The sequence below is a fragment of the Hymenobacter daeguensis genome (assembly GCF_054780555.1).
Genome location: NZ_BAAGWC010000003.1, coordinates 122,350 through 137,359 on the forward strand (window position 1 = coordinate 122,350; position 15,010 = coordinate 137,359).

Below are 15,010 nucleotides of genomic sequence, written 5' to 3' on the forward strand. Positions count from 1 at the left end.
CTGATTAGAGGGTTACGTTGAGGGTAGCCCCGTAGAATTTGGTAGGAGGGGTTTGCAATACCGTGTTGATACCAACAGCGTTGCTGCCAACGGAAGTGCCGCTGAACTCAGGGTCGGTGTAGATATTTTCTTTCGGTACCCACGTAAAGATATTCCGACCAAAAAGATTCAATGAAGCGCCTTTTACCAGACCTAGTTTCGAAACAATTGCCGTCGGCAGAGCATAGCTCAACGATACTTCCCGAATCTTGAAGAATTTACCCGAGGTGACATAGTTCTCGGCTACACCAGTGTTCCAGTTGGCAGTGTTAGCCCAGAACTCCGAGCCACCGGGGGTCAGGCCGCCCGTGTTAGGCACATAAGTGATGGCACCAGTCGTGGGGTCAGTTTGCGGAATAGACGAGTTCGGGTACACGAAGTCCTGACGGCCAAATTGTACGCTACGCTCGCCCGAGCCGGTAAAGTCGAGGTTCTCACCAATGGTGTTGTACACCACATAGCCGGTGCGGAGTTCACCCTGGCCTGCCAGCGTGATGCCTTTATAGGTGAAGCTGGTGTTGAAGCCGTATTTGTATTTAGGCTGCGTATTGCCGAAGATTTTGGTACCGGTTGCTTTCACGGGAGCGTAACGTACCAGGGTGGCATCGTTCGGGTCGCTCACGCGCATCATTTTCACGCGGCCATCGTCGGTGCGCTCGTAGTAAGAACCCTGCAGCACAGGGAAAGGCTGGCCGGGAATAGCATACAGGTCTGCGTTGCTGGTCTGGCCCGAAACACCGCTGCCGGTCAGCACCAGTTGCGGCAAGCCGTTGGGCAGGGAAATTACTTCGTTGTTGTTGTAGTTGAAGTTGCCACCTACAGTCCAAGTCAGGCCAGTGGCCGAACGTACGGGGGTGATGTTCAGGTCCAGTTCAACACCACGGTTGGCCACTTCACCGGCGTTGAGCAGGTAAGTCTGGTAACCCGTAGAACCGGAGATGCTGGTGCTAACCGTTTGGTTGGTGCTGCGCTGGTTGTAGTAAGTAGCAGCAGCCGATACGCGGCGCTTCAGGAAGCTGAGTTCGATACCGGTTTCAATCGAGCGGGTGTCTTCAGGCTTGAGGCCTTTCTGCACAACGCCGCCATTGGCGGTGAACGAAGCCAGGTTGCCGAAGGGGAAGCCTGCACCCAGCGAGTACGTCGAAGCCAGTGCGTAAGCGCCGCCAGTCTGATACACGCCGTTAGCCGTCAGGCTGGGCAGGTTTACTTGGCTCACTTTCGAGACACCTCCGCGAATCTTACCGTAGTCAAGGAAAGACAGGTCTTTCAATGCCGGAATGGCGTTGGTGAACACCAACGATGCGTCAACTGCGGGGTAGAAGAAGCTGCGGTTGCCGGGCTCCAGGATGGAGATGTTGTCGTTACGGCCCGAGCCGTGTACGTACAGGAAGTCTTTGTAGCCCAAGGTCACGTCAGCATAGAAAGCATACAGACGGGTCTGAGCACGGGCATCAGCACCGTTGAGGTTACCAATGCGGTTCGACAGGTTATAGTTGTCGCCCACAACCGGCACAGCCAGTGCAGTCGAAGCAACGAAGTTATAGCGGCTGTCCAGCTGTTGCACGTTGTTACCCAGAATGGCTTGCACGCTGAAATCACCAAACGTCTTATCCATGCTCACAAACAGGTCCGAGTTGATACGAGTCAGGTTGCTGCTCAGGTCCTGTACGAAGCCGGGGTAGCTGGCAATCTGCTTTGGCGAGCCGGGGGCCAGCGAGAACTTATTCTGCGTGGTCAGGTTAGCTTGGTTGGTGCTGGTGGTACCCAGACGGTACTGCACTTTCAGCCAGTCGAATACTTTGTACGACAGGTCAACGTTGCCTTGGATGGTGTTGCGACGGTCCGTGGTACGGTTGGCGTCGAGGATGAAGTAGGGGTTGTAGTAATAAGCGTTGTAGTAGCCGTAGTTCTGCTCGGCAAACGGGTTGTTGATGTAGTCGCTGTAAGAAGTCAGCGGAGCCATCACCGTGGTGTTGAACACGTTCCAGTACACCGAAGTGTTGCGGTCTAGGTTCGAGGTAACGTTGGCTTTCTGCTGCGAATAAGCCAAGTTGAAGCCGACGGTCAAACGGCCGATTTCGTGCGAGGCATTGAAACGGAAGCTGTTACGGTCAAACACGTCTTTCGGAACGATGCCATTGTTATGCAGGTTCTGGTAAGACGTAAAGAATTTCGTCTTTTCGTTGCCGCCGGAGAACGTAACGCCGTTCTGCATCTGGTAACCCGTGTTGAAGAACTTGCGCTTTTCGTTGGGACGGGCTTCGTAAGTCAGGTACTGGATAGAGCCATCGGCCAGGGCTTGGCCGAAAGGACGGATAGAACCGTCGAAACGCGGGCCATACTGCTGGTTTTCGTAACCCTGGTACTGGTGCGAGTAGTCGTCGATGCTGTTGTCCGGGGTAAAAGGAGTTGCACCCGAGTTGTTGAACCAGTCGGGCGAGCCAGGACCGAATTCCGTCTGGAATTTGGGCAGAAACGAAATCGACTCGAACTGCGAAGTGTGCGAGAAGGTAACCTGCGAGCTGTTGTTGCTGCCCTTTTTGGTCGTGATAATCAAAGCCCCGTTCGAAGCCTGCGAGCCGTAGAGCGCTGCAGCGTTAGCACCTTTCAACACGTCAACGCTAGCAACGTCGTCGGGGTTGAGAGCACCCAGCACATCGTTCGTCGAGATGACACCGTCAATTACGATAAGCGCTTCGTTGTTACCAGTCAGCGAGCGGCTGCCGCGCAGCGTTACACGGGGGCTGGGGTTAACCCCGTTGTTCAGGGTCTGAATCTGCAGGCCCGATACTTTACCAGCCAAACCGTTAGCTACGTTGGTTACGCGAGCCTGAGTCAGTTCCTTGCTGTCGAGCGTAGCAGTGGCATAGCCAATCTGCTGCTGCTGACGCTGGATACCCAGTGCACCTGTTACCACTACTTCGCCCAACTGCTTTACATCCGAAGCGAGCGCCACGTTGAAGGTAGTGTTATTGCCAATCGGCTGCTCCACCGAAGCATAGCCAATCGAGCTAATGGTCAGCGCAGTAGCCGTAGCCGGTACGCTGAGCGAGAAACCACCGTCGGCATTCGTAGAGGCACCTACGGTAGTGCCCTTCACCAGAACGGTTGCGCCCGGTAGGCCCTGGCCGGTGGCCCGGTCAGTTACCCGCCCAGACAGGGAACGGTCTTGAGCATAGACCTGCTGCAACAGGCCGGTCATTAGAAGCATGACCATACATAAGAGTTTTTTCATTTGACTTGGTTGTTGGTGAGTGAAAATGGAAAAAAAACGAAAGGTGGGTTCAAAGAAAAATCATAAACGAAAGTGCAATTCTAAGCAAGGCAGAATTAATACCTCCCACTTTGCGCCGTCATATTGGTGAGGAAAAGGTTGAAACAGTAATTATCCTTATCACTGAAGACCTAATAATCAGCACGCTGATGGCGATGACTCACTACACTGTGGTGTTTCTACTGCCTGTTTTAAACATCACCGCCCTTTCTATCCCCAATCTACTGCTTATAGTAAGATACTACTATCAATAGACTGGCCCTTTATGATGATTGCAAGAAAACAGGGATACGCAAGTAAATAAATATACAAAAACGCAGGAATTATTACAAAACATTCGGGTAAAAGCATCGCTTGCCCGGCCTAATTCTTTGGCAAGGTATTACAAGTTTTTGTTACGGAATAGTTATCAGGATGATTTTTTGATGTACTTCAAGTTATAACCTACGGCAAAAACAGGCTCTTGAGGCTTACACACGCCGTTTTAAGGGGCATCGGGGCTATAATTTACTTGGCTGCAGCTACTGATTTCCGACTTGTGAATTCGTCGGCAATGGCATTTGGTGAGGTATCCGGCCTCTGCCCTGCATCACAGCAGGCCAGTCTACTACCCTGCCAATCTCTCCCATTGCTGACTATCATATAATGGGCTCGCTACCGCTCTGCCAGTTTGCCACCCCAGTGTGAGCATGACAGTAAGCGCATCAGAACATGCCCTCAGGCACTCGTGAGAGGCGGTTATGACTCTGCTGGCATTTTGGTTTCCAGACAGCATGTGCAATCTGCTACCATTACGCATCATGCAATGGGGATGCGCTGGCTGACTATGCAGATTGAGGTTGAACTATTGTACATATAGATATAAAAATTAATCAAAATCAGCCTTTAGAATCGGAAATTTTGGGTAAATGCTGTACTTTCACCTTTTAAAATACCACCCCCCTGTTTAGTTACCCCCTTTTCTTACACCTAACACTTTTTTTAACTCAATGAAGAGAACCTTACTACTAAGCCTGCTTCTGCTACTAACACTAGTGGGGCAGAGCTGGGCCCAAAGCCATCCGGTTTCGGGACGCGTGATTGACAAGAGCACGAATGAGGGCTTGCCTGGGGTGAGCGTTATCGTGAAAGGCACCACCACCGGTACTGCCACCGATGCCGACGGCCGCTACGCTCTGAACGTATCGGGCAACAATGCCACACTCCAATTCAAGTTTCTGGGCTATCTGACGGCAGAGCAGGCCGTGGGCACCACCGAGGTGGTGAATATTTCGCTGGCTCTTGACAGTAAGCAGCTGGACGAGGTAACGGTGACGGCGCTGGGCATCTCGCGTGAGAAGCGGGCACTGGGCTTTGCCGTTTCGGAAGTAAAAGCTGAACAGATTGTGCAGAAGTCAGAGCCCGACCTGTTGCGCACGCTCACTGGTAAGATTCCGGGGGTGAATATTCTCAGTTCAAGCGGTGTTCCTGGTGCATCTTCGCGCATTACCATTCGCGGAAACACTTCGTTCTTCGGTAACAACCAGCCGCTGTTTGTAGTAGATGGCGTTCCCTACGACAACTCCCAAACAGAATCAGACAGTCCGCTAGTGAATGGGGCGTCCTATTCCAGCCGGACTTCTGACGTAGACCCCAATAACATCGCTTCTATCAACGTGCTGAAAGGTGCAGCAGCAGCGGCACTCTATGGCTCGCGTGCTGCCGGGGGCGTAATCGTGATTACGACCAAAACCGGCGGCGGCGGCCGTGGTGCCAAAGGCATTCAGGTGGGATACGTAACCGGCTATGCCATTGAGAAAGTAGCCGCTCTGCCAGATTATCAGAACAAGTATGGTGCAGGTGCCAACTTCGTAAACTCATCGGCTAACGGTTCGTGGGGCCCCGAGTTTGGCAATACCATTCAAGGAGCGCCTACTACCATCGAGCACCCACAAGCTGGCAACCCGGATTTCCCGAATATTCCGGCCGGCACGCGCATTCCGTATCAGGCTTACCCCAATAACGTGAAGGACTTCTTCAACACGGGGCATCTGTACGAAAACTCGGTATCGCTTAGTTCAACTTCGGACAATTCAACCTTCTCGACCATCGTGTCGCGAGCTGACCAGCAAGGGACCATTCCGAACTCCTCTTTCGTGCGTACCAACGTTAGTGCGGGCGGCTCAGGTCGGTTCAATAAGCTAACAGTAAGTGGCAACGTTGCTTATACCAACACTGCTCAAGTGGGCCCTATTGTGGGCTCTAACAACTCGGCCTCAGGAAGTGCATCAGCTTTCGCCCGTACTCTGTTCCTGACCCGCAGTCTCGACCTTCAAGGCCTGCCCTACCAAGACCCGGTAACGAAAGGCCCTGTGTTTGCCTGGCTGACTACGCAAGCGGATAACCCGCTGTGGTCGGTAGAGAATGCTATCTACCGGTCGCGGGTTGACCGCGTCGTAGGCAGCGTTGGCCTTTCCTATGCTATAAAAGACTGGCTGACCCTTACCTACACCGGCGGGGTCAATACTTATACCGATATTCGTTCCAGCACCATCCGCCCGGGCTCGCTGGCAAATCGCGGCATCAGCCAAGTGATTGAGGACAACATTCAGAACACCGAATTCGAGCAAACCGCTCTGCTGAACTTCAACAAGAACCTGACCGAAGACATTAGCCTGACGGCTAGTGTGGGTCAAAACATCAACGCCCGCAAGTTCGAAGGCAAGTCGTACCTCGGCACCAACATCATCACGTTCGGCATCGATAACATCGAGAACACCACCGAAAAAAGTACCTACGGCTATGCCTATTCGAACCGGCATCTCATGGGCTTGCTCGGCAACGCTACCGTAGGATACAAAAACTACGCCTTCCTGACGGTAACCGGACGCAATGACTTCTCCTCTACCTTGAATAAGGACGGCATCATTGGCAACACGGGCCGCTCGTTCTTTTATTCAAGCGCGGCGGCTTCGTTGGTGTTGAATGAGGCTTTCAAACTGGACTACCGCTGGCTGGACCTGGCGAAGGTGCGCATTGCCTATGGCCGGGTAGGCCGCGATGCTGACCCTTATGCTTCCGGTCCCACGGGCTATGTTACCAACCCCAGCGGCTCGCTGCCTTTCCGGGGCGTAGCTGGCATTGGCATCAGTGGTGTGGTAAACAACGCCCGGCTCACCCCGGAGTTTACTAATGAACTTGAAGTCGGCACCGAACTGACCTTTTTCCGCAATCGTATCTCTTTCAATGGTACGTACTACGATAAGCGTTCGACCAATCAGATTGGGGTAATAACGTACCCTTCGGCCACGGGCTATGGAGCGGCTCAAACCAACTTCGGAGAAATCACTAACAAAGGATTTGAAGTTGCTTTCACGGCTGTGCCCGTCGAAACGGCTGGCTTCCGTTGGAGCAGCACATTCAACTTCACTCGCAACCGCAACATCATCGCCCGCACTACGGATAACGGCGATACCCTGCTGTTGGGCAGCACGTTTGTAGGCCGTATCCGTTCGGTACATATTCCCGGCCAGCCTTATGGCGTGCTCTATGGTACCTCTGCTCTACGTGATGCCAATGGTGAATTGTATGTTAACCCATTGGACGGCCGCCTGATTCCGTCGCCTAAGCTTAAGGTTATCGGTAACCCCAACCCCGACTTCATTATGGGCTTTATCAACCAGTTCACCTACAAAGGGCTCACCATGAACATACTGGTTGATTACCGTAAGGGGGGGTCGCTGTACTCAACTACGTTGCAAGAAGAGCTAGGCCGCGGTGTGACCAAGGATACTGAGGACCGCAACCGCTTGGTCGTAATTGACGGAGTACGGTGGAATCCGACAACCCGTAGCGCTCAGCTTGACGCAAACGGTAACGTGATGCGCAACACTACCGCCATCACCGTCAACGACCTGTATTTCTCCGCTGCCGGCATTGGCGGCGGGGCAGCCTCTAACGGTTACGACGAGCAGTCCATCTACGATGCCACCACTGTGCGCTTGCGTGAGGTATCGTTGGGCTATGACCTGCCCAAAGGGCTGCTGGGCAAGACGCCGTTCAGCCTCATTAATATTTCGGTATCGGCTCGCAACCTTTGGTGGTATTCACCCAATCTGCCCAAGCACAGCAATTTCGACCCTGAAAGCAGCACCTATGGAGCCAGCAATCAGCAGGGCTACGAATTCACCAACGCACCAACTACCAAGCGTTACGGCGTGAACCTGCGGGTGAACTTTTAATCATTGACTTCGGCTTTTCAATCCATGAAAATTTCTAAAATTTGTCTGGTACTGGCTTCGGCCAGCGCCTTGGCAGTAGCTCCTGGCTGCAAAGACTTTTACGACGTCAACGTCAACCCGCTTACGCCAACTGCTGTAGGCTTATACTCGCTGCTGCCCGTAACCCAGGTGAACATGGCAGAAGCATTGGGCGATAACATTGGCGGCTTGAGCCAGTACACGATGGCTTTGATGCAACAGCTTTACAATACGCGTAGCATCGGCAACTTCCAGCAAACTGGCGACTCATTCGCAGGAGAGTGGGCGACGCTCTACCGCGGAATGCTCATCAACAATGAACGCATCATCACGCAAGGCACCGCTGAGCAGCGCTGGAATTACGTAGGCATCGCACAATTGCAGAAAGCCTATGTATATAGCCAGATGGTTGATGTATGGGGGGACATTCCTTATTCCGAAGCGCTGAAGGGTGAAGTCAATTCGGCTCCGCGCTTTGACAAGGATGAAGACATCTACAATGGCAACGGCAGTATTCAAGGGCTGTTTTCGCTGATTGACGAAGGACTGGCCAACCTAGCCAAAACAGGCGTGGTTCCGACTAAACCTACGTTGAATTCGGTTGACCTTATTTACGGAGGCGACCTGGATAAGTGGGCTCGTTTCGGTCGCACACTCAAGCTGAAGCTCTACAATCAGTTGCGGAAGACGACTACGACTGCCACGGTTCGCAGCCAGGTGGAGCCTTTGCTAAATGGCAGCGCCGGTCCATTAATCCAAGAATGTACCGACTGTGATTTCCAGCTTAAATACGCCAATGTAGTCAACCCAGACAACCGTAACCCTGGCTACGTTACTGACTACAATGCCAACCCGGAAAACCGCATTGGGCGCTATTTCTACGAGGGCATGCTTACTTTAAATGACCCTCGTAAGCCCTACTACTTCTTTAATCAAATACCTAAGCACCCCACTACCCTGCTTACCATGCAGGATTATGTGAGTCCGTTAGACTCTGTATTCGTGACGGTTCGCCCTGGTTCCTCGAGCCAGTATGCCAGCGTTGCTACGACAGCGAGCGTACAGACGGTTCAAGGTCTATACCCGGTAGGTGGACGATTCGATGACGGCTTGGGTGGCAAAACCAGTCCTACTTCGGGTAAAGCCGAAGCCCCACAACGGCTGCTTACCTATTATGCCCGCAAGTACATCGAGGCCGAACTGCGCCTCACCGTATACAACGACATCCCCGCTGCCCGCACCGCATTCAGCGATGCTTTGCAAGCGTCGTTCAATAAGGTAAACGATATTGCCGCCACCGATGGCAGCCCCCTTATTTCGGCTGCTCGCATCGCAACCTACGTAAACGCGGCCCTTACTCGGTTTGACAACGCAGCCTCCATTGAAGACAAAATGGAAGTGGTGATGTACGAGAAGTATGTAGCAAGCTTTGGCTACGGGGTAGACGTGTACACCGACTTCCGTCGTACGGCACATCCCAAAATCCGGGTATCGCAGGAAGCAGTAAATCTGAGCGCGCCCAACAGCGGCCTGCTGGTAGACGATGGCTCAACCCGTGCTAACGGCCCGTTCCCGCTACGCTTTTACTACCCCACCAACGACCTGACCCTGAACCCCAATTCGCCGCGCTCGCAGCGCGACGTTACCGCGCCCATTTTCTGGGACCGGTAGGCTAGTGTGTTCTCCTTCAACGTCTGACATTATTCTCACAGATTCATGAAAAAATATGTTGCCAGCTTTCTGATGTTGCTTTCGGCAGCCGTCAGTTTGTCATCCTGCCGCGAGAGCAGCAAGCTTCCTGAACCCAAAAACGAAAGCGTTCCGCTGATTATCCCAGAGATAAATCCCGACAAATCGTATTTCGATTTCTCCCGGAGCAGTGTATCAGTGAACAACGCCACGGCCAACAACATTACCCGACCACAGTTTGAGTTCGTAGTAAATCCCTCGCAAGGCTACAGCGAGCTACAAACCGTAGAGGTGTACAAGAGCTTTCGCCGGGGAACAACGTTCGGTCCTCGGGTGAAATACGCAGATTTGACCAGTTTCCCGGCTACTATCACGCTCGATAGCCAAAAGGCGCTTGAAAATTTGCTTCCTGCCCCAGGCGCAGTAGCCGTGCTGGGCAGTACAGCTAACGCCATTAACCGCATTGTTCGCAATGATGCAGTTGTATTTACCTTCGAGTACATCATGAAAGATGGTCGTCGTATTGTACTTACCCCTGTCTCATCTGACAACGTGCTGCTTGCTAGCTCGCTGATTAACGCCCCTCTGGCCGCAATTGCTGTTTTCAAATAAGAAAACAGGTTTTCGGTAATCTACCGGCGATTGTTGAATCGTCCGGCCTGTTCCAGCCCGCTCCTCCAGTCTTCATATGAAGGCGAGAGGGGCGGGCTTTTTTGGCTTATTGCCGTCAGTATCATTATAACATCAAAAAACGGACTTATATCTCGGCACCTAAGCAACGAGTATTTTAATTAATTTTTAATCCTTTCCAGCAATAATTGACATCATTTGACTGTATTCAAATTTTGACTCTATTATTACCAATGTTACCTTTATATGATTACGTTTTACTCATTACTCACAAACTCACATTTCATGAAAAAAACCTTACTCATGAGTATTGTACTCATCTTTAGTTTCCTGCATGGAGCGCTGGCGCAAACGCGCACCGTTTCGGGACGGGTGACGGACCAAAAGACCAACGAGGGACTGCCTGGCGTGACGGTACTGGTGAAAGGCACCACCAACGGAGCCTCTACCAATGCCGATGGTGCTTTTTCACTGAGTGTGCCGACTTCAGGTAGCACACTGGTATTCAGCTCAGTAGGGTATGCCAGCCAGGAACGCGTTATCGGCAGCGAAAGCACCTTCGCTGTAGCGCTGGTAGCCGACGTGAAGCAACTCAGCGAAGTGGTTGTGACGGGCTACGGTACGCAGGAGCGACGCGACCTGACCGGCTCTATTGCCACGGTGCAGGGCGAAGCAGTAGCCAATCTGGCCACACCGAGCTTTGCACAGCAGTTGGGTGGCCGGGCAGCGGGTGTGAGCGTACAAACGCCGACGGGCTTGCTCGGCCAGCAACCTCGTATTCAGATTCGGGGCACCAACTCCATCTCCTCGGGTTCCTATCCGCTGGTGGTGGTAGATGGCCAGCCGATTTTTACGGGGCAGCTCAGCGGCGTTGACGCCAACGCTTCGAGCGGTCTGGCGGACATTAACCCGAACGATATCGAGTCTTACGAAGTGCTGAAAGATGGCTCCGCAACGGCCATCTACGGCTCGCGGGCTGCTAACGGTGTGATTCTTATCACAACCAAGCACGGTCGTAAAGGCAAGGCGAACGTTACGTATGATACGTACCTTGGTGTAGCGAAGACGCTCAAGCGATATGATGTGTTGAATGCCGCTGATTTCATCACCATCAGCAACGAGAAAAACAGCAACGCCGGCGTTACGACGCCCCTGGCCGCTGCTTACAATGATGTGAACGGCAACCCCGTGAGCACCGACTGGCAGAACGAGATTTTCCGCACGGGCTTCCAGCAAAACCACGCGCTGACGGTTTCGGGCGCTACCGATAAATCAAGCTATTTCTTCTCAGGCGGCTACACCGACCAGAGAGGGGTTATCCGGAGCAATTCGCTGCAGCGCTTCACGTTCCGGGCCAACGTGGATACGGAAGTGAAACCCTGGCTGCGCGTGGGCATGAACCTGGGCCTGAGCCGCACCCAAACCCTTGGCCTCAACAGCAGCACCAACGGCCTGTCGGGCAACGTGGCTTCGGCGCTTTCGCTTTTCCCGAACGTGCCGGCCCGCAATCCCGATGGTACGCCGTATGTGGGCACGACTGGCCTGGTAGGCCAGGGCAACAATGCCAAGGCAATTGACTTCTCTTATCCTAACATCATTTTTGCGCTCGACAACAACGTTTACCGCTCGCTTAGCTACCGCATTCTGGGCAACGGTTACCTGGAGGTAGAGCCCGTGAAAAACCTGCGCCTGCGCACGCAGCTCAGCACCGACACCCAACTGGAAGACGACTTCCTGTACTACGACCCACGGCAAGGCGACGGCCGCGGCGTAAACGGGCTGGTGCTACAAACGTTCAGCCCCAACATCCGCTGGAACTTCACCAATACCGCAACTTACAACAGCACCATTGGTGAGAGCCACAAAATCAACGCGGTGGTAGGGGTTGAATATCAGAAGACGACCGTTAGCTACTACTCGGCACAAGGCACTGGCATTTCGGACCGCTTGTTGGGGCAAAACGCCATTGTGAGCGGTACGCTGGGTTCGCAAACCATTGGCGGCGATTTCCTGGAAAACGGTCTGCAGTCTTACTTCGGCCGCTTGAACTATTCGTTCAAAGACCGGTACCTGCTCAGCGCCACCCTGCGCTCGGACAAGCTGTCGGCGCTGGCGCCGGGCAAGCAGCAAGGCTGGTTCCCGGGCGGCTCCATCGGCTGGCGGGTATCGCAGGAAGAGTTTTTTAAGAATTCTCCGCTCACCAATTTCTGGAGCGACTTCAAGCTGCGGGCTTCGTATGCCCGGGTGGGCAACTCCAACATTGGCTATTTCCCCTATGCCGGCATCTACAGCCCGGCGCAGTATGCCTCGCAATCCGGCATCAGCTACAGCCAGTTTGGCAACGGTGACCTTCGGTGGGAAACTTCCAAGAAGGAGGATTACGGCATTGACCTCGGTTTCCTAAGCGGCCGCATTGTGGTATCGGCCGATTACTACCGCAACATCATCGACGGCCTCATTCTGGCCGTACCCACCCCGCCTTCGCTGGGTGTACCCAACAACTCGTACAATGCCAACGTGGGCGGGATGTATAACAAAGGCTTTGAAGCGTCCATCACCACGCAAAACGTGCGCAATGAGAATTTTACCTGGACGACTAACCTGAATTTCTCTACCAACGCCAACATGGTCACCTCTTTGGGTGAGAACGGCGCACCAATTCCCGGTGTTTACCAGGGTGGTACCTACAGCCTCACGCAGGTGGGCTCGCCCATCGGCTCGCTGTGGGGCTACGACTACCAGGGCGTGAACCCGGCCAATGGTAACCCGCTCTATAAGAAGGCCGATGGCTCGCTGGTGCAAGGCAACATTACGAACAGCACATACTACGCCTACGACTCGAACAATCCCGGCACACTGGGCGCAGTATCGTCGTTGAGCACGAACGACAAAATTATTCTGGGTCAGCCGAACCCCAAAATATTTGGCGGTTTCGACAACGCCTTTACGTTTAAGGGGTTCGACCTGGACATTTTCCTGCGCTACAACTTCGGCAACTCCGTTATGAACATCACCCGCCAGCAGTTGCTGCGCATGGATTTTGTAAATAACGGCGCAGAAATTCTGGACCGCTGGACGCCCACCAACACCAACACCAACACGCCCAAGGTGTGGCTGAGCAAGTCGGACTTCATCAACACGACCAGCAACTCGTCGTCGCGCTTTGTGGAGAGTGGCAGCTTTGTGCGGGTGCAGAACATTACGCTGGGTTATACCCTGCCGACTCGCTACATCGGCCCGCTCAACCTGAGCCGGATTCGGATTTATGGCCAGGTGCAGAACCTGTACACGTTCACCAAATACAAAGGCGTTGACCCCGAAGTCAATACGACCTACACCTCCAACACGGTAACGGGCCTCGACTACAACAGCAACCCACAGCAACGGGTGTTCACGGGCGGTTTGAACGTTGCTTTCTAATTCCAGATTCTGACTTTTCTCTATATGAAAAATTCATTCGTTTTGAACACTGCCCGCCAGCGCGCTTTCACAGCGATGCTTGGCCTGGGCCTGGTGCTGGGTGCCTGCAACGTCACGGATGTGACACCACAGAATGCTATTTCTGATACGGCGGTATACGGCGATGCTGTACGCATAGGCCTGGCCGTGACTGGGGTGTACGACGCCGCCCAATCGGGCTTCTACAACGGCAATACGCCGGCTTCCGGGGTGCGGGGCTATCCATTCGGGGCGGCTTCTTCCGATTTGGGCGATGCCCGCGGCGAAGACGTGGTTGATATGGCGGGTTTTTTTGGCATTGTATACACCAACGCGCTTACGGCTGCCAGCCCCAACGTGGTGTATATGTGGGCCAACTGCTATTCCGTTATCAATAAAGCCAACATCACCATTGCCGGGGTGCAGCAAGCTGCCGCCGCGGGGGTAATCAGTGCAGCTACGGCCGCCTCATACGAGGGCGAGCTGCGTTTCCTACGGGCACTTGCCCACATGGAGCTGGTGGTAAACTTCTCGAAGCCTTACACCGATGGCAACGGCAGCAGCTTGGGGGTACCCTACCGCAACTTTGCAATCAACTCGACGACAACGATTGCGCAGGGCAATACGCAGGGCCGGGGCACCGTAGCAGACGACTACACCAAGATGCTGGAGGACCTGGATTTTGCTGAAGCCAACATTGCGGCCACCAATACGCTCAAAACCCGAGCCACCAAAGGAGCTGCCATTGCCCTCAAGCAGCGCCTGCGCCTGTACCAGGGCAACTGGGCAGCAGCCATTGCCGAGGGCAACAAGCTGATAAGCGGCACCACTACCTTCACCAGCCCCATTGGCGGGTATGCGTTGACGGCGACGCAACGCGCGGCTTTTGTAGGCGCCAATACGACCGGGGAAAGCATTTTCTCGGTTGAGAACAGCAATACCGACAACCCCGGCGTAAATGGTGCCATTGCCAACGTCTTTGGTTCGTCGGTTTCGGTGGCTAGCGGTGGTATCGGCGGCCGCGCCCTGCTGGCGGTGAGCCCAATTCTTTACAACGCCCCATTCTTTACTTGCAACGATGCCCGCCGCACGGTGATGATGCAGCAGGATGGTCCCGGTGGCCGCACGGCGTATGTGCTCAAAAAGTACCTGGATGCCGCCACTTCCACCGACTACAACCCCATTCTGCGCTACGCCGAAGTATTGCTCAATCAGGCCGAAGCGCTTGCCCGCACCGGCAGCAGCGCACCGGCACTGGCCCTGCTCAATGCCGTGCGTAACCGCTCGGTGGCAGCTGCCGACCAGTATGCAGCCGGCGCACTTACCGGCACGGCCTTGGTGCAAGCCATCCTGAACGAGCGCCGCATCGAGTTTGTGGGCGAAGGCCTGCGGTGGGGCGACATTGCACGCCTCTCGCCGGAGGCAACCTACTCCCCCCTTGCTGGTGGTGGCATTCCGGCCAAGTTCTTGAGCACGCAGGTAACACTGGCTCGCTACACCTGCGGCAGCACCACGGGCTTCCCCACACTTTCGGTTACGGCAGTTCCATACAGCAATCCGCTGTTCCTGTGGCCCATTCCCAATACGGAAACCCAGGTCAACCCAACGCTGGCTGCTCAGCAGAACCCTGGCTACTAAAGCAGTTTCAGCCCGCATAAAAAAAGCCCCGACCAGACTGGCCGGGGCTTTTTTTGTGCGGGCT

Annotated in this window: 6 protein-coding genes; 5 read left to right on the forward strand and 1 reads right to left on the reverse strand. The window is 54.0% G+C overall.

What is annotated here, in order from left to right:
* Positions 1–4: 4 nt before the first annotated feature.
* Positions 5–3,256, reverse strand: coding sequence for a SusC/RagA family TonB-linked outer membrane protein (locus ACYVHT_RS06720; protein ID WP_460549279.1), 3,252 nt, complete (start codon positions 3,254–3,256; stop codon positions 5–7).
* Positions 3,257–4,302: 1,046 nt separating this feature from the next.
* Here ACYVHT_RS06720 and ACYVHT_RS06725 point away from each other — a divergent pair.
* From ACYVHT_RS06725 to ACYVHT_RS06745, 5 genes are all read left to right on the forward strand, one after another.
* Complete coding sequence (locus tag ACYVHT_RS06725; RefSeq protein ID WP_460549281.1) at positions 4,303–7,533, forward strand: SusC/RagA family TonB-linked outer membrane protein; 3,231 nt, start codon at positions 4,303–4,305, stop codon at positions 7,531–7,533.
* Positions 7,534–7,557: 24 nt separating this feature from the next.
* Positions 7,558–9,222 carry a RagB/SusD family nutrient uptake outer membrane protein gene (locus ACYVHT_RS06730; RefSeq protein WP_460549283.1) on the forward strand — a complete coding sequence of 555 codons (1,665 nt, stop codon included), beginning with the start codon at positions 7,558–7,560 and terminating at the stop codon, positions 9,220–9,222.
* A 45-nt stretch (positions 9,223–9,267) separates the two neighbouring features.
* Positions 9,268–9,852 carry a hypothetical protein gene (locus tag ACYVHT_RS06735; protein ID WP_460549285.1) on the forward strand — a complete coding sequence of 195 codons (585 nt, stop codon included), beginning with the start codon at positions 9,268–9,270 and terminating at the stop codon, positions 9,850–9,852.
* 303 nt (positions 9,853–10,155) lie between these two features.
* Positions 10,156–13,290: a SusC/RagA family TonB-linked outer membrane protein gene (locus tag ACYVHT_RS06740; RefSeq protein WP_460549287.1), complete on the forward strand. Its 3,135-nt coding sequence runs from the start codon at positions 10,156–10,158 to the stop codon at positions 13,288–13,290.
* 24 nt (positions 13,291–13,314) lie between these two features.
* Positions 13,315–14,946 carry a RagB/SusD family nutrient uptake outer membrane protein gene (locus tag ACYVHT_RS06745; RefSeq protein ID WP_460549289.1) on the forward strand — a complete coding sequence of 544 codons (1,632 nt, stop codon included), beginning with the start codon at positions 13,315–13,317 and terminating at the stop codon, positions 14,944–14,946.
* The last annotated feature ends 64 nt before the right edge of the window (positions 14,947–15,010 follow it).